This is a genomic window from Spartinivicinus marinus, assembly GCF_026309355.1.
Lineage (GTDB): Bacteria > Pseudomonadota > Gammaproteobacteria > Pseudomonadales > Zooshikellaceae > Spartinivicinus > Spartinivicinus marinus.
This window is the reverse complement of sequence record NZ_JAPJZK010000001.1, coordinates 2396193-2413145: the sequence shown is the minus strand read 5'-3', so window position 1 is coordinate 2413145 and position 16953 is coordinate 2396193. Positions and strand designations below refer to the sequence as shown.

Annotated in this window: 18 protein-coding genes; 12 read left to right on the top strand and 6 right to left on the bottom strand. The window is 36.4% G+C overall.

Translation table 11 applies throughout. The features are described 5' to 3' along the window. Positions 1 to 105 precede the first annotated feature (105 nt). Entirely contained in the window at positions 106 to 372 is a 267-nt protein-coding gene (locus OQE68_RS10835; RefSeq protein WP_180566574.1) for a YheV family putative zinc ribbon protein, read from the top strand. A gap of 116 nt (positions 373 to 488) precedes the next feature. Here the strand turns inward: OQE68_RS10835 and OQE68_RS10830 are convergent, their stop codons facing one another. Then, a complete protein-coding gene (locus tag OQE68_RS10830; RefSeq protein ID WP_180566573.1) occupies positions 489 to 1130 on the bottom strand; it encodes a hypothetical protein in 642 nt (213 codons plus the stop codon). A 781-nt stretch (positions 1131 to 1911) separates the two neighbouring features. Then, the gene (locus OQE68_RS10825) at positions 1912 to 3225 is read right to left on the bottom strand and encodes an MATE family efflux transporter (RefSeq protein ID WP_180566572.1); all 1314 of its coding nucleotides are present in this window, start codon (positions 3223 to 3225) and stop codon (positions 1912 to 1914) included. A gap of 1110 nt (positions 3226 to 4335) precedes the next feature. Between OQE68_RS10825 and coxB the strand changes: the two genes are divergently transcribed. The 4 genes from coxB to OQE68_RS10805 all read left to right on the top strand — a co-directional run bounded on the left by coxB (position 4336) and on the right by OQE68_RS10805 (position 8610). Continuing rightward, the gene (gene coxB / locus OQE68_RS10820; RefSeq protein WP_180566571.1) at positions 4336 to 5466 is read left to right on the top strand and encodes a cytochrome c oxidase subunit II; all 1131 of its coding nucleotides are present in this window, start codon (positions 4336 to 4338) and stop codon (positions 5464 to 5466) included. 19 nt (positions 5467 to 5485) lie between these two features. Next, on the top strand, positions 5486 to 7078 hold the full coding sequence (gene ctaD / locus OQE68_RS10815) for a cytochrome c oxidase subunit I (protein ID WP_180566570.1): 1593 nt from the start codon (positions 5486 to 5488) through the stop codon (positions 7076 to 7078). Between the two features lie 9 nt (positions 7079 to 7087). After that, positions 7088 to 7657 carry a cytochrome c oxidase assembly protein gene (locus OQE68_RS10810; RefSeq protein WP_180566569.1) on the top strand — a complete coding sequence of 190 codons (570 nt, stop codon included), beginning with the start codon at positions 7088 to 7090 and terminating at the stop codon, positions 7655 to 7657. 62 nt (positions 7658 to 7719) lie between these two features. After that, a complete protein-coding gene (locus OQE68_RS10805) occupies positions 7720 to 8610 on the top strand; it encodes a cytochrome c oxidase subunit 3 (protein WP_180566568.1) in 891 nt (296 codons plus the stop codon). A gap of 69 nt (positions 8611 to 8679) precedes the next feature. Here the strand turns inward: OQE68_RS10805 and OQE68_RS10800 are convergent, their stop codons facing one another. Then, entirely contained in the window at positions 8680 to 8901 is a 222-nt protein-coding gene (locus OQE68_RS10800; RefSeq protein ID WP_180566567.1) for a DUF2909 domain-containing protein, read from the bottom strand. 143 nt (positions 8902 to 9044) lie between these two features. Between OQE68_RS10800 and OQE68_RS10795 the strand changes: the two genes are divergently transcribed. The 6 genes from OQE68_RS10795 (at position 9045) to OQE68_RS10770 (ending at position 14051) form a co-directional block, all read left to right on the top strand. Continuing rightward, positions 9045 to 9794, top strand: coding sequence for an SURF1 family protein (locus tag OQE68_RS10795; protein ID WP_180566566.1), 750 nt, complete (start codon positions 9045 to 9047; stop codon positions 9792 to 9794). Further along, complete coding sequence (locus OQE68_RS10790; RefSeq protein WP_180566565.1) at positions 9791 to 10378, top strand: redox-active disulfide-containing membrane protein; 588 nt, start codon at positions 9791 to 9793, stop codon at positions 10376 to 10378. The genes OQE68_RS10795 and OQE68_RS10790 overlap by 4 nt, the downstream gene beginning before the upstream one ends. 11 nt (positions 10379 to 10389) lie before the next feature. After that, positions 10390 to 11454: a COX15/CtaA family protein gene (locus OQE68_RS10785; RefSeq protein ID WP_180566564.1), complete on the top strand. Its 1065-nt coding sequence runs from the start codon at positions 10390 to 10392 to the stop codon at positions 11452 to 11454. Between the two features lie 35 nt (positions 11455 to 11489). Further along, positions 11490 to 12392 (top strand): heme o synthase, encoded by a 903-nt coding sequence (gene cyoE, locus OQE68_RS10780; RefSeq protein WP_180566563.1) that lies wholly within the window; start codon positions 11490 to 11492, stop codon positions 12390 to 12392. A gap of 12 nt (positions 12393 to 12404) precedes the next feature. Continuing rightward, positions 12405 to 13052, top strand: coding sequence for an SCO family protein (locus OQE68_RS10775; protein WP_180566562.1), 648 nt, complete (start codon positions 12405 to 12407; stop codon positions 13050 to 13052). A gap of 264 nt (positions 13053 to 13316) precedes the next feature. Then, positions 13317 to 14051 (top strand): substrate-binding periplasmic protein, encoded by a 735-nt coding sequence (locus tag OQE68_RS10770; protein ID WP_180566561.1) that lies wholly within the window; start codon positions 13317 to 13319, stop codon positions 14049 to 14051. Positions 14052 to 14231: 180 nt separating this feature from the next. Here the strand turns inward: OQE68_RS10770 and OQE68_RS10765 are convergent, their stop codons facing one another. From OQE68_RS10765 to OQE68_RS10755, 3 genes are all read right to left on the bottom strand, one after another. Further along, the gene (locus OQE68_RS10765; RefSeq protein WP_255490735.1) at positions 14232 to 14714 is read right to left on the bottom strand and encodes a GNAT family N-acetyltransferase; all 483 of its coding nucleotides are present in this window, start codon (positions 14712 to 14714) and stop codon (positions 14232 to 14234) included. Between the two features lie 23 nt (positions 14715 to 14737). Beyond that, positions 14738 to 15406 carry a hypothetical protein gene (locus OQE68_RS10760; protein WP_180566560.1) on the bottom strand — a complete coding sequence of 223 codons (669 nt, stop codon included), beginning with the start codon at positions 15404 to 15406 and terminating at the stop codon, positions 14738 to 14740. A gap of 110 nt (positions 15407 to 15516) precedes the next feature. Beyond that, entirely contained in the window at positions 15517 to 16242 is a 726-nt protein-coding gene (locus OQE68_RS10755; RefSeq protein ID WP_180566559.1) for a 16S rRNA (uracil(1498)-N(3))-methyltransferase, read from the bottom strand. 111 nt (positions 16243 to 16353) lie between these two features. On the opposite strand from OQE68_RS10755, the gene OQE68_RS10750 reads away from it, so the two are divergent. Next, positions 16354 to 16863 carry a GNAT family N-acetyltransferase gene (locus OQE68_RS10750; RefSeq protein ID WP_180566558.1) on the top strand — a complete coding sequence of 170 codons (510 nt, stop codon included), beginning with the start codon at positions 16354 to 16356 and terminating at the stop codon, positions 16861 to 16863. The last annotated feature ends 90 nt before the right edge of the window (positions 16864 to 16953 follow it).

Below are 16953 nucleotides of genomic sequence, written 5' to 3'. Positions count from 1 at the left end.
ATTAGGGTGACAGTTAAATGCTCCATGCATTAACTGCATTTCCACCTTCCATGGTGGTCAAGAGCGATGACAACAAACCATAAAAGTTATTCGCGAAGGGTATATATGAGTATTAGTAAACGCTTTATCGCCGGGGCAGTCTGCCCCCGCTGTGCAATAATGGACCGAATAGTCGTTTTCCAAGAAAATGGCCATGAAGTAAGAGAATGTGTTGAGTGTGGCTATACGGATAGTATGGCAGCAATTGGCTCGCCAGCTGAATTGCCAACTCGAGTTAATCAGGCAAATGCTAGTTCTCAACCAGCCAGTCAGCCGCTTAAGTTTTATCCAAACCCAAAGCGTAAATCAAAACAACCGCGGAAAAAACCTTAACTTTTTCAGCTATTTTGACGCTTTATTAAAAAACCCTGCTAATGCAGGGTTTTTAAGTGTTTGCAAAATACTTACAGCAAAGTGGATGCGAAAAGTTATTAGTATAAAACTGTTAATTATACTAAACGCAAATGACGCTCTCTTAGCTGTAAGCAAATCCCTAATTGGGTACTAAAGCAAGGCCAGTTTTGCTCAGATAATGAGACTTGTTGTTTATTAATTTGGCTGTGATCAACAAGCTGATAAAGATCAAATTGACTGGCTGTTTCTTGTACTAGGTTCTCCAATTGGCAACCATGTGTATCACCAAGCATCCCATAGATAATTAAATTGGCTTTGGTAATATCCATTGGCAAAATTGGTATACCTGTTTGCAGCATAAATGCATCATTTAACTCTTCTAATAACCGATGAGTTAAATAAGCCTGATCCATTAACTGGTATAAATCTCCTAAATTATCAAAATGATATTTAGCTCTCACTTGCCTAGGTGGCTGCTTAAAAAAACCTGTGGCTTGTTTAACAACTGGTTCAATAGCTTTAAGCAAGTTCAACTTGGCTGCTGTATTTAAGGTGTGTTCAATAAAGCTTGGTACTGCCTCAATATATTGAATCACAAAGTTAAAAAGGGCTTGATCTCCCTGAGCTTCGGGTAATTTGATGGTTCTATGTAACTGTTTACTATGCACCGCTAGCTGAGCTATCCACTCGGAACTGACAAAATTCTGTTCCTTAGCTTCAGTAATGGCTTGTTTCATACCACTCACTATCATAAGCATCACCGATTAGAGCCTAACTCCATTAAGGTCTAAAAATTAAACTGTTTGTTAATAATTAATACGTTGAAGCGGATTGCAAATTGCATAAAAGGCTAAATAAATAATTAGCATAAAAAACAATGGTTTTAACAAAAAAGCTATAAAGGAGCTTTGAAAGTAGTATAAAACCTCTTGTACGTTGTGTATAAATACTAAATTTTAATAGCTTTTCGCAATATACATTAAGCCAAATTGATGGCAGAGATTGTTTGTTAGAATTAAATGCTATAAGTAGCACGTATTTAGAAAAAACGTAACAGGGAATTAAACCCCTGGTATTTTATTTGATTTTCTTTTTATACTCAGCGAAAACCAAATACCTCTCTATTACTGGTATTAAGTAAAAATCTGGTTTTCTTATTTTTTAAGAGGCTATTGTCACAATCGTCCATAATGCCCTATCCACTCCCCCTGTCGTACTTGGACTCTACTTTTTATTTTGGGTTACCTGAACTTTTAATGAGGCTATACCACATCTAAGGTGGCTAAAATATAAGAGATGATGATAGATAATAATGATGTCAGGCGATATGCCTTGGATTCACTTACCGTACATTATTACCTACACGAGTATAAAACAAGTGTTAGTCTAATGGTAGACTATATGACCTTAGCGGCAAAATTTTATGAGCTTTACTCACGAGTGCCTGTTGAGGTGTGCACGATGACACTGCTACGTAAGACGGAAGATGTGCTATGCATAACGAGCTATAGAAAAGTGTTAATACGGCCTAATCCAAACCTGTTTCTTATTCATATAATAAAAGACTAATATTGCGAGTAAACTGCGAGCAGTTAAAAAAGAAAAGAAAGCAAGCCATAACCCTGTATTGTCTAGTTGTCTAGTAAACCACCAAACCGGTAAATAAATAAACAGACTACTACCTAACACGGTATACATCATTAAGTCTGTTCTAACTGTGCCAATAAATACCCCGTCTAACCAATAACTCCAAACAGTGACTAAAGGTAGCCAAATAAGCCAGGGTAAATAGGTAAGAGCTAGCTCTCTTACAGACTCAATATCAGTTAATGAAAAAATGATCTGTTTGCCAAACAACCAGAACAAAAGCATAAAACAGATACTGCCAACAACAGACCAAATACCTGTTGATTTAATCGCCAAGCGTAAGTAGTCGAGGTTTTTTTCACCAATAGCCTTACCAACCAGCGCTTCAGCTGCATGAGCAAAGCCATCCAAGCCATTGGAAATAATGAGCAAAAAATTTATCAGCAATGCATTTGCGGCCAGGATTTGTTCGCCTTGCCGTGACCCTTGAGCAGTGAAAAATGCAAAGCAAAGCAGTAGACATAGTGAGCGAAAAAATAAGTCCTTATTAATCAGAATAAGCTGTTTTATACCCCGTAAATTAATACTGGCGAATAACGGTTGGCCTAGTTTGCGCAATATACTATTACAACAGATTAAGCCAATGATTAGTGTGAGATAGTCAGCGGTTACCGTGGCAAAAGCAACGCCTGCAGTATTTAGTTTGAAAACCATAACTAACAGAATGTCTAACACGATATTTGTTGAGTGTGCTATCACCATTAGAAGTAATGGAATCCTGGTTCGCTGCACACCAATTAACCAACCTATCATCGTAAAGTTAATTAGTACGGCTGGTGCAGACCATACTCTAATTTCATAGTAAATGTTTAACTCGCCTAACACTTGAGCGGGTGGGGCAAAAAACAGCTCGCCAAGTAATAAAATTATTGACTGGCAAGCAATGACGACTGTACCAACCACTAAAGCGATAATGATTGATTGGCAAAAGTACCTATGAATCGCGGTGTAATTACTTTCACCAAAAGCTTGAGCTACAACACCTGTCGTACCCATTCTAAGGAAACCAAAGCTCCAAAAAATGAAGCTAAAAATGGCAGAGCCAATAGCAACTGCACCTAAATAGTAAGCTTCTGGTAAGTGGCCCAATACAGCTGCATCGACTAACCCAAGTAATGGTGTAGTGATATTGGCTAACATCATCGGCCAGGCAATGGCCCATACACTTACATGAATATTACTCATACAATGAATGACTTATATTGTTGATTTATAAATTTAAGCTATTTACCAATATAAGAAGAGTAACATATTTTTAATAAAACTGTTTTTTTATAATAAAATATTATTTGCAATATTTTTCTCCATAACTCCTTGATTCAGCTCAATAATTTTTTAATGAGTGGCTCTACGATCCGTTTTCTGTGTTAACGCCAGTTGCCGTAAGAATGGGGTTCGTTATAATAAAGCAGTTGTATGGAATTGTGGGCTAAGTGTTTACTTAAGTTCAGTGACAAGCAGTTATGGAAATGATAAGCAATTGCAAAAATGATAGAAATTGAAGCTAACAGGCTATGCAATTGTGAAAATAAGTAGTTCTTACAAAAGTCAGCGACATTTTAGTTAACTTTTAGCAAGTATTGTTGCCATCGTGAAAATAGTTTTTTATTCGTTATGGTATATCCAATGCAAAGGTATTTTAGGTGAGACTATCAAGTGACGAAACCCCATGAGCCTATTGAAATAGGTGATTGGGGTGATGAGCGACGATAACAAAACCTAAAAATGATTTGCGACGGATATATACACCAGATGATGGTGTGATCCAGGTGATGGTTAAGCACGCAATAGTGGTTTGTCATGAGTGTATTAAGTTGGTTAGCTATCTTATTCACTTGTCAATGACAGCCTTATAGCCCATCCGATGTAATAATAAGACCAATAATGTCGGGTTAAGAAAGTGACTAACAACAAACAAAAATTTATACCTAACACGCAGTATTGAATTATACCCAGTGCAAAGGGTATCAATGAAAGTAGTATAGAAGGATATTCATAAGGTGTAAGCAAGCTTGGATTGCAAATGGTTTGAGCAAAACACAATAATAACTAATTGATGTATTTGCCTTCTCAAGGCAGAGTTGTTAATAACAGCATATTAGTAAAGATTGTGTACATCTAAAACCAAACATAAAAAAGTTTAATGTCTCTAACTTTAAAAGTGTCAATTGTCTAACCAAAGTGGATAGTGCGAACAACACAAATATTGAGTATTAAAGGTTTGGATACCAGTAATAAATTCTCAAAGCGAGTATTAGCCTGCTAGCACATAAATATAATCAAGGGGCATAAGGAATGTTGTTAGGAGATAAACCTAAGCTAATAGCTGCTGTCAGCACGCTACTGGCATGTGGGTCGGTGTATGGAGAGTGGGGATATAACTTACCCCAAGGGGTTACTGAAGTTAGCCGCTCCATTTACGATCTTCACATGACGATTTTTTGGATCTGTGTTGTCATAGGGATTGTGGTTTTTGGTGTGATGTTTTGGTCAATGTTAATGCACCGAAAGTCACTGGGTGCCAAACCCGCAGCTTTTCATGAAAATACTTTAATAGAAGTAATATGGACTGCTATACCATTTCTTATTCTGGTATCGATGGCTGTACCAGCTACCCAAACCTTAATTAAAGTATATGACACCAAAGAGTCTGATATTGATATCCAAATAACCGGCTATCAATGGAAGTGGCACTATAAATATCTTGCTGATGATGTGGGGTTTTTTAGCAATCTAAGCACTCCTAAAGCAGAAATAGCTAATGAAGAACCAAAAGGTGATCATTACTTACTGGAAGTTGATGAGCCTATGGTTGTGCCTGTTAATAAAAAAATACGCTTTCTGATTACAGCGAATGATGTGATTCATTCTTGGTGGGTACCTGACTTAGCCGTTAAAAAAGATGCTATTCCAGGGTTTATTAATGAAGCTTGGACAAAGATTGAAGAGCCTGGCATTTATCGTGGGCAGTGTGCTGAGCTTTGTGGTAAAGACCATGGTTTTATGCCGATAGTGGTTGAAGCAAAGTCAGAGGAAGACTATCAAACCTGGCTAGTAGCTAAAAAAGAGGCTGCGGCTAAAGAGCGAGAGTTGCGAGATAAAGTATGGACACAAGAAGAACTCTATAGCCGGGGAGAAAAAATATACAACAAGAACTGTGCTGCGTGTCACCAACCTAATGGAGAAGGTGTGCCTCCCGTTTTCCCTGCTATTAAAGGAAGTGAGATTGCAACGGGTGAACCTCAAAAACATATAGCAGTTGTTGTGAATGGTGTGCAGGGGACAGCAATGCAAGCATTTGGTAAACAGCTAAGCGAAGTGGATATTGCAGCAGTTATTACTTATCAACGTAATGCTTGGGGTAACAATACAGGTGATCAAGTGGTGCCCATGGACATTGTTAAGTTTAACGAAGCAGGACAATAAAAAGGATAGGAGTCAGCTAATGAGTGCTGTAATTGATGATCATACCCACACAGCTGATGACCACCATCATGGTCCTGCTAAAGGGTTTATGCGTTGGGTGTTAACCACAAATCATAAAGACATTGGAACAATGTACTTGTGGTTTAGTTTTGCCATGTTCCTTACTGGTGGTTTAATGGCAATGGTTATTCGCTCAGAGTTATTTCAACCAGGATTGCAAATAGTTGATCCTGAGTTTTTTAATCAGATGACTACCTTGCATGGTTTAATCATGGTATTTGGTGCGGTTATGCCTGCATTTGTCGGGCTAGCAAACTGGATGGTACCGATGATGATTGGAGCGCCAGATATGGCCATGCCAAGGATGAATAACTGGAGCTTTTGGATTTTACCCTTTGCTTTTTTTATCTTAATAAGCTCACTATTTATGGAGGGAGGTGCACCTAATTTCGGTTGGACATTTTATGCGCCTCTTTCAACTACCTATGCACCACCTTCAGTTACCTTCTTTATTCTATCAGTACATATGATGGGCATTTCTTCCATTATGGGGGCGATTAATATAATCGCAACCATTCTTAATTTACGTGCTCCAGGCATGACCATGATGAAGATGCCATTATTTGTATGGACTTGGCTAATCACTGCATTTTTACTGATTGCAGTAATGCCTGTGTTAGCAGGTGTAGTAACCATGATGTTAATGGATATACACTTTGGTACCAGTTTCTTTAATGCAGGTGGTGGTGGTGACCCAGTATTATTTCAACATGTTTTTTGGTTTTTTGGTCACCCTGAAGTATATATTATGATTTTACCAGCGTTTGGAGCTGTTTCTGCAATCATCCCAACATTCTCTCGAAAACCTTTATTTGGCTATACCTCAATGGTTTATGCCACAGCTTCGATAGCCTTTCTGTCGTTCATTGTTTGGGCTCACCATATGTTTACTGTCGGGATGCCATTAACAGGTGAATTGTTTTTTATGTATGCCACTATGTTAATTGCGGTACCAACAGGGGTGAAAGTATTTAACTGGGTAACTACCATGTATCGTGGGGCACTAACATTTGAAACGCCTATGCTATTTGCTATTGCTTTTGTCATTTTGTTTACCATTGGTGGCTTTTCTGGTTTGATGTTGGCAATTGCACCTTCTGATTTTCAATATCATGATACTTACTTTGTAGTCGCGCATTTTCATTATGTATTAGTACCTGGCGCAATTTTTGGTATTTATGCTGGTATTTATTACTGGCTGCCCAAATGGACTGGGCATATGTATGATGAACTATTAGGTAAAACCCATTTTTGGTTATCTTTCATTGGTATGAATTTAGCTTTCTTCCCAATGCACTTTGTTGGCTTGGCTGGTATGCCAAGAAGGATTCCTGATTATGCTTTACAATTTGCTAACTTTAATATGATTTCCAGTGTTGGTGCTTTCTTATTTGGTGCAACCCAGCTCTTGTTTTTATTTATTGTTATTAAAACCATTATAAATGGTAAAAAAGCATCTGCTCAAGTTTGGGATGGAGCTGAAGGACTGGAATGGACTTTACCATCACCACCACCCTACCACACATTTTCAACACCACCTGATATAAAGTAGATTGTTAAAATGAAAGTGGCACAACGGGCAATTCAAAAAACCGCTATCAAACTAAGCTTGATTGTTGTAGGTATGTTTGGTTTTGGTTTTGCTATGGTTCCTTTGTACGATGTATTTTGTGAAGTAACTGGATTGAATGGTAAAACCAATAGTGAAGCCTATCAATATCAAAGTACATCAACAGTTGTTGATAAATCACGGCAAATTACTGTGCAATTTATCACTAATTTGGGTGAAGGTGCTCAGTGGGAATTCAAGCCTATAGTGTCACAAGTTAAAGTTCATCCTGGTCAGCTAAAAAGCGTAGAATTTTTTGCTAAAAACCCTACAAATACGACTAGAAGTAGCCAGGCTGTACCAAGTATTAGCCCAACTGAAGGGACGATTTTTTTACAAAAAACAGAGTGTTTTTGCTTTGAACAACAAACATTGCAAGCGGGTGAAGAAGTAGTTATGCCTATGCGTTTTGTGATTGATCAGGAAATCCCCAAACATATAAAAAAACTAACACTGTCATATACTTTATTTGATGTGACAGACAATTCGACAAAAAAAGTTGCTACGAATATGGATAGTTAATGCCTGGTAGAAAAGGCATAAAAGCAACATATAAAAAAACAATTAGATGGAGATTAGTATAAATGGCAACTGAAAGCTCCTATTATGTACCGGCGCAAAGTAAATGGCCGATAATTGCTTCTATTGGGCTTTTTTTAACTGTATATGGCGCTGCCAGCTTATTGAATGACACTGCTCAGAAAGTACAAGACTCTTCTGCTCATTGGATTTTATTTGCTGGCGCATTAATCATGGCTTATATGCTATATGGATGGTTTAGTAATGTTATTACAGAAAGCCGAGCCGGGTTGTATAGCCCCCAAATGGATCGAACTTTTCGTTGGGGGATGTGTTGGTTTATTTTTTCAGAAGTGATGTTTTTCGCTGCTTTCTTTGGCACATTGTTTTATGTTCGCACACTTTCTGTACCTTGGTTGGGAGGAGAGGGCCATACAGATATGACTCATAAGCTCCTGTGGCCAGAATTTGAAAGTGCTTGGCCATTAATGAGTAATCCAGATAATGAGCTGTTTCGTGGTCCAAAAGGTATTATAGAAGCTTGGGATATTCCTTTACTCAATACCATTCTGTTGGTTACTTCAAGTATAACTTTGACTTTTGCTCATCATAAGTTAAGAGAAAATGACCGAGCTAAAGTCAAAGGCTGGTTGATTGCAACACTAGTACTAGGTTATACGTTTTTATTCTTTCAAGTAGAAGAATATATTCATGCATATAATGAATTAGGTTTAACCTTAAATGCGGGAATTTATGGTTCAACATTTTTCATTTTAACTGGATTTCATGGGGCACATGTAACGCTGGGTGCCATTATGTTAACAGTTATGCTGATTCGTGTTTATAAAGGACATTTTAGTGGTGAAAAACACTTCGCATTTGAAGCATCCAGCTGGTATTGGCACTTTGTAGATGTAGTATGGATTGGGTTATTTATTTTTGTGTATGTGTTTTAGTCATGATTAGAGAGAATGAATTCTAGTTTCCTCATTCGAAAAACTAGGAGTGAGGGTTTCATGAAGCCCTCACCCAAAAGCATGTAACCAAGGTGATGAAGGAGCAATTTCACCTGTATAGTAGCCATAAATAAGTAGAAAAATAATCATAACAGTAAGAGATACTCTTAAAGTTAATGATTTCACTAAACGACCAGTTTTACTTTCATCATGAATAAGAAAGTAAAACCCAGCGAATAAGCTAGAAATAACAGCTAGCAACAAAATAAGAATAGAGACTTTAATCCACACATTAGTAACCTGTAATTTTAATATGAAATTATAGTATAAATTTATGAGTTTAAAGCATGGCGTTTAAAATAAAGGGTACACTAAAAAAAGATTTCAAACTAGCAATAAAATATATATTTATTGAATTAATGAGATAGCTATAAATGAAGTTGTTAGCTAAAAATATAACTAAACACTACAAAATTACACTATTGATGTTTAGTGTGATTAGCCTTACAGTGGTGTTAGGTATTTGGCAAGTGTCTAGAGCTTATGAAAAAGAGAGCCTGCAAAATTCCTTCATAAAGAAAAGTGATGGGGACCCAGTAGACTTTGAGAAAATAGTTAAAGAGGCTGCTAATAAGCAAGAAAAAGATATCAATTATCAGCATGTGAAGCTAACAGGACAGTATATAAAAAACAAGCATCTTTTGCTTGATAATCAGATAGTCAATGGAAAGCCTGGCTTTAATGTTATATCGGCATTTGTAACAAAAGCTAATCAGCTTATACTGGTTGACAGAGGGTGGTTGGGCCCGATAATTAATCGAGATAAAATACCAGAAATACCAGAAACTACTCAACAGTTGGAGTTAACTGGCTTACTTTTTAATCAACTGCCGAAACCTTTTTTGTTGGCAAAAGAGTCACTATCTACCGACTGGCCTAAAATAATCCAAGCTTTAGATAAAAAACAACTAAAAAGTATTTTTAATTTGAAAGATTTTTATTTGTTAAGGTTGCATATACCGCAAGCTGGGGCATTTATTCCTCATTATAAGCCTATTAATATTACCCCGGAAAAACATTGGGGGTATGCAATACAGTGGTTTTCAATAGCGTTTATTATTTTTGTTTTATTTATGCGATTTATACTTAAGAATATTAATGAAGCAAAGGAGTTATACAGTTGAATAAACAAGCAAAAGCGAAATTATTTTTAACAGTTATTCTTGGGCTTCCTATTATTGGTATAGTAACTGCCTACGCTAGTTATTATTCGGGGTTTTTTTCAAATATAGGAAAAACCAATAATGGTAAACTAATCTCTCCTCCAGTAACAATGCAAGACTTAAAGCTGGATATTTTAAAAAGTAATAAAAATAATAGAATAAAAGGGGCTGCTGAACAGACTTGGAAGCTTATCATTTTAACAGTCAATGACTGTAATGAGCTATGTCAACAACAACTTTATATTACGAGACAAGTACATATTGCGTTGGGTAAAGAAGCCAATAGATTAGAACGTTTATACCTATCAACAAAAAGCGATCAGTTCGCTGAAAGCATCTTAGAAGAACACCCAAAGCTTAAATTAGCAAATATTTCTCAAGTTGAAATAACTCAGCATCTGAGTGACAAGTTACCAACAGTTAAAAGCACAATTTTATTAGCAGATCCATTAGGTAATATTATGATGTACTACACTGACAACCATTCAGGTAAAGCAATATTAACAGATATTAAACATTTACTGAAAATATCAAGAATTGGTTAGTAAGGATAGTTATGAGAACAAAGTCTGGGTATTGGTTAGTACTTTTTTCTACAGCTTTAGCTGCCTTAGTTGTTATTTTAGGTGCATACACCCGGCTGGTTGATGCTGGCCTTGGTTGCCCTGATTGGCCAGGTTGCTATGGGTTTTTAACAGTGCCAGAGAGTAGTGCAGATGTAGCGGAAGCCAATTTACGTTTTCCTGAAAGCCCTGTGGAATCAGCGAAAGGCTGGCCAGAAATGATCCATCGTTATCTTGCTGGTACTTTGGGCTTATTTATATTGGTAATAGTAATTGTTGCCTTTCGCCAGCATAAAAAAGATTATGATTATCCAATCAAGCTACCGTTATTTTTGTTGACATTGGTTGTTATACAGGCAGTTTTTGGTATGTGGACAGTAACACTTAAGCTGTGGCCACAGGTTGTACTTGCTCATTTAATTGGTGGTTTTACCACGCTTAGTTTATTATTTTTACTCTTGCTTAGGCTGCGAAACTCTAGTGAAATTATAAACCAACAAGATCAAACTCCGCCATATAGTAATAACTTATTTAAGTACAAGGTATTAGCTAGTATAGGCCTTGCTATTGTTGTTTGTCAGATTATGCTGGGTGGCTGGACCAGCTCAAATTATGCTGCTATTGCCTGTATGGATTTTCCTACGTGTCATAATAGCTATTGGCCAGAAATGGATTTTAGTCAAGGGTTTAATATTTTTCAACAAATAGGCCCTAACTATCTAGGGGGAGTAATGGATAGCAGTGCACGCACAGCTATCCATATGATGCATCGTATAGGAGCAGTAATAACTGCTGTTTTTCTTTGTTATATATGCTTTAGTTTGCTTCGCATGAAATTAGGAAATTTAGAAAAAGTAAATCAAAAATTTATCAATAATTGGGCTATTGCTATTTTATCGATTCTTATTGTTCAGTTGTCATTGGGGGTTAGTAATATAGTTTGGTATATTCCATTGCCTGTGGCTGTAGCTCATAATGCATGTGGAGCTTTATTGCTGGTATCATTAGTTGGTTTAAATTACCAGTTGCATAAAGTTAATAAGTTAGTACCAGTATAAAATAATTTTAATCGGTAGCGAAGAAGGAGAAGAGAATGAGTAAAACAATAACAGCTACCCAGGCAAATTGGCGCGACTATTTGGAATTATGTAAACCTAAAGTAGTTGCGCTATTAATGTTAACAGCCATTATTGGCATGTGTCTTGCCACACCAGGGTGGGTGCCATTTAATGCATTAGTTTTTGGCAGTTTAGGTATTGCTGCTTGCGCCGCTTCTGCTGCTGTAATTAATCATTTGGTGGATCAGCGTATTGATCAGGTAATGTCTAGAACAAATAAGCGGCCAATCCCTCAGGGCAAAATTGATAACAACCAGGCCATTATATTTGCATCATTATTAGGACTTTCTGGTATTTGTTTATTAGTTTGGTTAGTCAATCCATTAACTGCTTGGTTGACACTTGCTTCACTCATTGGTTATGCAGTTGTATATACTATGTTTTTAAAACGTGCCACTCCACAGAATATTGTAATTGGTGGTTTAGCTGGGGCTGCGCCACCCTTACTTGGTTGGACATCCGTTACAAATCAACTAGAGCCTAATAGCTTATTACTGGTATTGATAATCTTTGCTTGGACTCCCCCTCACTTTTGGGCGCTAGCAATCCATAGGAAAAAAGAATATGCAGCTGTTAACATCCCTATGTTACCTGTTACCCATGGAGAGTCTTATACCAAATTACATATTTTTCTTTACACAATCATCTTATTATTAATTACAGTATTACCATTTCTTACCGGAATGAGTGGTTTGCTGTATCTGGTGAGTGCGCTTGTGCTAGGAATGAGATTTATTTATTGGACAGTAGTGTTATATAAGGACAGTGTACCTCATGCTGCGATTAAAACATTCAAATTTTCAATTACTTACTTGATGCTATTATTTGTAGCATTGTTAGTTGATCATTATGTACCTATCAATTTAACTACACATTAGGGGATAAGATTAATGAGTAAAAATATAAAGTTGACAGTAGTTGGTTGCATAGTTTTTATTATTTTATGCATTGCTCTATTGGTTAATAAAGTAACTAGTATGCCTCTATTGTCACCAGAGCAATTGCAACTCAAAGGTACTTATATATTAAAAACGCCTCGAACATTATCGGAAATAAATCTTACTTCTCATGATAATAAAGCATTTACGAATAAAGAGTTAAAAGGAAAGTGGACAGTTATGTTCTTTGGGTATACTTCATGTCCAGACATATGTCCAACAACTTTGACAGAATTGAAGCAGTTAAAATTAAAGCTATCAGAAGAATACTCTGATATAGCTGAACAAATAAACTATGTTTTTGTTAGTGTGGACCCAGGTCGTGATTCAATAGAGCAGCTATCTAACTATGTTCCTTACTTTGATAAAGATTTCTTAGGTGTTACCGGTGATTTAAAGTCTATTTATAACTTTGCAAATCAACTAAATATACCATTTTCGCCAGTTGTTAATCCCAAAGAAGAGAATTATCTGGTAGATCATAGTGGCAACTTGATAGTAATAAACCCCATGGGAGATTATCACGCATTTATCAAGCCGCCGTTAGGCACAGATAAGTTAGTGGCTGTGATGAGCTCAATTGTAGGACAGTTTAATTGAATAGTACTTACCCAATAAGAGTGCTTTTTAGGTGCGGGAATTGAATAACGAGACTATATGATATAAAGAGTATTTAGAGCCTTTATGTGGTAGTCATAGCCAAGCTTAAAAATCACTCGAGAAGGATAAATTGCAGCTATAACTTTGTTATGCTAATAGTTCAAGAGTGGTTTCAAAGTTATTCATCAAGATGTATAAGTGTTGATCAATATATGGGTCTTATGATTATATAATTAATTATTGTTAGTATAAATGAGCATAAAAATGAAAAGCCTGTATTTCGTTGTTACAGTTATTTGTGCATTAAGCTGCTTATCTGCTCAGTCAAAAGAAATAAGTTTAGCTTATGGCGAATACCCGCCTTATTATGGTAAGAATCTCTTAAATGGTGGTGTTATAACTGAAATTGTAACTAAAGCATTTAAGCAAGTAAATTATAAGATAAAAATTGAATTGGTTGTTTCTTGGGCAAGGCGTTTGGAAATGGCCAAGGAAGGAAAATTTGATGGAATTTATAGTGCTTGGTATAGAAAGGAAAGAGAGGAATTTTTTGTATTTTCTAACCCGTTACCTGCAAATGAAATTGGTTTTTATAAGCGTAAGGCTGATGATATTCGCTTCAAGCACCTTGAAGATTTAAAGCCTTATAAAATAGGGGTCATTGTTGGTTATTCAAATGCACCTAGATTTGATAAAGCAAATTTGAAAACGTATCCTGTTGTAAAAGAAAGAGCCAATATTGGTAAATTAATATTAAATCGAATTGACTTGGTTTTAATTGATAAAGGTGTTGGGCGATATATACTCAAGAACCAATTTCCTGAAAGTTTTGATAAAATTGAGTGGCTAAATCCCCCTATAGAAACTGTTAATCAGCACTTAATTATTTCAAAAAAGGTAAAAGAATATGAGCGAAAAATTACTGATTTTAATAAGGGCCTTGAAGCGATCACCAAAAATGGAGAACTAATGAAGATTATGAAAAAACATGGTTTTTAATAAGTTGTTTCAGTTGTGCGAGAAGGTCATAGCTGAAGCAATAAAGGTGGAATTGTTGTTCTAAAAAAAGGCCAATAATTAGCTATTTTACCCTTCGCTTTAGCTATATATGAACTACGCATAAAATGCGCTTTACCATCCATGGTAGCTATAAAAGCCTAGAACTAAATTGATTAAGGTTTATTTAAGAGATGATCTCATAATATATTGTGGCCCGGCTGGTCCTTCTAGATATCGATCACCAATATCAATAAAGCCTCCTGATAGATAACACCTATAAGCACCAGAATTTTTGCAGTTAACAGTTAAAACAATAGATTTCCACTCTTTATAGGCTGATTTAAGGTAGGGAATAAGTGCCATTACTGCTTGTTTACCTAACCCTTTTCCTTGTAAATTCTTATCAATTAAAAAAGCACGTAAACCAAGCTCGGCTTCTTGGGCAAAAGAGTATTTTTTGTTATAGGTTGTATCAATAATAAAGAAACCAATAATACTGTTATTTTTTTGAATGACATAAAAATGATTTGTATCAGATGACTGTTGCAGAATTTCTTCTGTAGTACCCACATACTTGATCTGGTTTTCTTCAACAGATAGTGTTTTAACTTCTGTTAGATCGTTTTCAGTCATTCTTCTTATAATAATCATAGGGACAGCCATAATTTACTACCAAAATTATCAATTTACTTTTTTCTTAACTTCCAAACACTTTTAGAGCTTAATACACCTTGAGTATACACATTATACTCGATTGTCATTGAGGATCTTGAAGCATGAATAGTTCTTATGATTTCTTGGGCTATACTTCCTTTGATTTTGCCACCTTGACGAGTTGGTATTCTATATTTTTGAGTAAATACAATTTTATTTTTTGCCGCGCTATCTAAACTGGTATCACCTGACTTACTATTTTGACCAACGCGCAGTATACCACTACTGATAAATAATCTCATATTCTCTTGACGAGATGTTTCTTTTGTTTCTGACAATAACTGGGCACTTAAAACTAAGTCACCAGATGAGTTGGTGTCTACTTCCATTTCTTGGATTATATAACTATCAGGCTTTTCTCTTGGAGTCTTATCTGTTCCCATGCAAAAGAAGCCTGTTGCAGTACCTGTCCAACGGCCATCCATATGTTTAAAAATGGATTTAAGTGTTTTATTCTCAGAGTAAGTTAATTTTTTGCTCTCAATTGGCTGAAAAGTATCTTTGCTTTTTTGGTGGTGTGGGGATGGGTTGAAGCATTCGCTAGCCTTAATGATTGGTGAGACAGATAAAGCAAAGGCAATGGTAGCAGCTGTTAATGTATTACTTTTTAAATGTATTGGCATTACAGATATCAATTCCAAGTGAGGAGCCCTTCGTATAAACACTACAAGAAGCAGGATATTACGTGACAAACCGCTATATAACTACACCAGCTGTAAAGATTTACAAATTGAGTGAAAAGTAGAGTTGATTAAAAATCACCCCATTGTGCTTGTAATAGTGTCAAAACGGCAATAGGAGCGGTTTCTGTTCTCAGAACTCTTGGGCCTAAAGCCAATGGAGAAAAGCCCTGTGCTTCAGCTAGTTGTATTTCATTGCTGGAAAGTCCACCCTCAGGGCCAATGAGTACGGCAACTGAGGCAGGTTGATGCATGGTTTGAAGTGCTTGTTGAGTGCGGTGATGTAGTACTAACTTTTGTTCAGCTTGTACTAGCCTAACCCAATTATCAAGCGTTTGAGGTGGGTTAATAACAGGCAAACGACTACGACCGCACTGCTCACAAGCGCTTATAATAACCTGTTGCCAGTGGGCCATACGCTTTTTAATACGGTCGCCTGATAGCTTGACTTCACAACGTTCAGAAAGAAGCGGAGTTATTTCTGAGACCCCCATTTCGGTGGCCTTTTGAATAGCATAGTCCATGCGCTCACCACGGGATAAACACTGACCTAAGTGAGTATATAGCGTAGATTCAACACAGGTAGTATTGTCATACTCTAATTTAACTGATACATGCTTTTTAGTGACTTCAATAATCGTTGTTTGGTAGCTTATGCCTTCTCCATTAAACACAGTAAGGTTTTGGTCAGGCTTCATGCGTAGTACTCGCCCAATATGTGCAGCAGCACTTTCAGACAGCTCAATTGTTGTTTGTTCTTGTGGGGTAAAAGGTGAATAAACTCGAATTTCTCGCATAAGTCAGTTAGAGTCAGTTGAACTAAAGAAAGGTTAGTTTATGGGCATATATGTTGAAACGCCAGTTATTATACACACTTAATTTGATTAAATTATGCACAGCTAATAATTATGACTATTCCCGTAATTAAAACCAAGCGATTAATGCTACGCGGTTTTGACCAGAATGATTTAGATGCTTATGCGACTATTTGCGAGAGTCCTGATTTTATGAAGTTTCTAAGTGCTGGAAAACCTCTAACTAGAGAGCAGGCTTGGGAGCAAATAGAATACATTATCAGCCACTGGTCTGAGTATAATTATGGGCTTTGGGCAGTTGTTGAACAATCAACTAATAAACTGATTGGTCGTGTTGGTTTGCAGTATTCTGATGATTGGAAAGGGATACAAATAGGTTGGGCACTTAGTCCGCAGCAATGGGGTAAAGTCTATGCAACAGAAGCAGCGCAAGCAGTTATAGACTGGACATTTAATAATCAAATAGCTTCTGAGTTAATTAGTTTGATAATACCAGAAAATAATAAGTCGTTGGAGCTGGCAGAAAGACTAGGCTTATCATACAGCCATGACATGGAGTATCAAGGTATAAAAGTTTTTGTTTATAAAACTGGTGGGTTATAGTTATTACTCAAAGTCAATTTATTTATTCCTTTTTTCCATATTGTTTGTCTAACAACGCCCTATTGCAAAAAAACATGTGAAATTTTTTTT

Coding starts and splice junctions, on each gene's coding strand:
- OQE68_RS10805 (WP_180566568.1), top strand. CDS start 7,720: ATGGCAACTGAAAGCTCCTATTATGTACCGGCGCAAAGTAAATGGCCG.
- OQE68_RS10775 (WP_180566562.1), top strand. CDS start 12,405: ATGAGTAAAAATATAAAGTTGACAGTAGTTGGTTGCATAGTTTTTATT.
- OQE68_RS10835 (WP_180566574.1), top strand. CDS start 106: ATGAGTATTAGTAAACGCTTTATCGCCGGGGCAGTCTGCCCCCGCTGT.
- OQE68_RS10785 (WP_180566564.1), top strand. CDS start 10,390: ATGAGAACAAAGTCTGGGTATTGGTTAGTACTTTTTTCTACAGCTTTA.
- OQE68_RS10750 (WP_180566558.1), top strand. CDS start 16,354: ATGACTATTCCCGTAATTAAAACCAAGCGATTAATGCTACGCGGTTTT.
- ctaD (WP_180566570.1), top strand. CDS start 5,486: ATGAGTGCTGTAATTGATGATCATACCCACACAGCTGATGACCACCAT.
- OQE68_RS10795 (WP_180566566.1), top strand. CDS start 9,045: ATGAAGTTGTTAGCTAAAAATATAACTAAACACTACAAAATTACACTA.
- OQE68_RS10830 (WP_180566573.1), bottom strand. CDS start 1,130: ATGAAACAAGCCATTACTGAAGCTAAGGAACAGAATTTTGTCAGTTCC.
- coxB (WP_180566571.1), top strand. CDS start 4,336: ATGTTGTTAGGAGATAAACCTAAGCTAATAGCTGCTGTCAGCACGCTA.
- cyoE (WP_180566563.1), top strand. CDS start 11,490: ATGAGTAAAACAATAACAGCTACCCAGGCAAATTGGCGCGACTATTTG.
- OQE68_RS10755 (WP_180566559.1), bottom strand. CDS start 16,242: ATGCGAGAAATTCGAGTTTATTCACCTTTTACCCCACAAGAACAAACA.
- OQE68_RS10810 (WP_180566569.1), top strand. CDS start 7,088: ATGAAAGTGGCACAACGGGCAATTCAAAAAACCGCTATCAAACTAAGC.
- OQE68_RS10770 (WP_180566561.1), top strand. CDS start 13,317: ATGAAAAGCCTGTATTTCGTTGTTACAGTTATTTGTGCATTAAGCTGC.
- OQE68_RS10765 (WP_255490735.1), bottom strand. CDS start 14,714: ATGGCTGTCCCTATGATTATTATAAGAAGAATGACTGAAAACGATCTA.
- OQE68_RS10825 (WP_180566572.1), bottom strand. CDS start 3,225: ATGAGTAATATTCATGTAAGTGTATGGGCCATTGCCTGGCCGATGATG.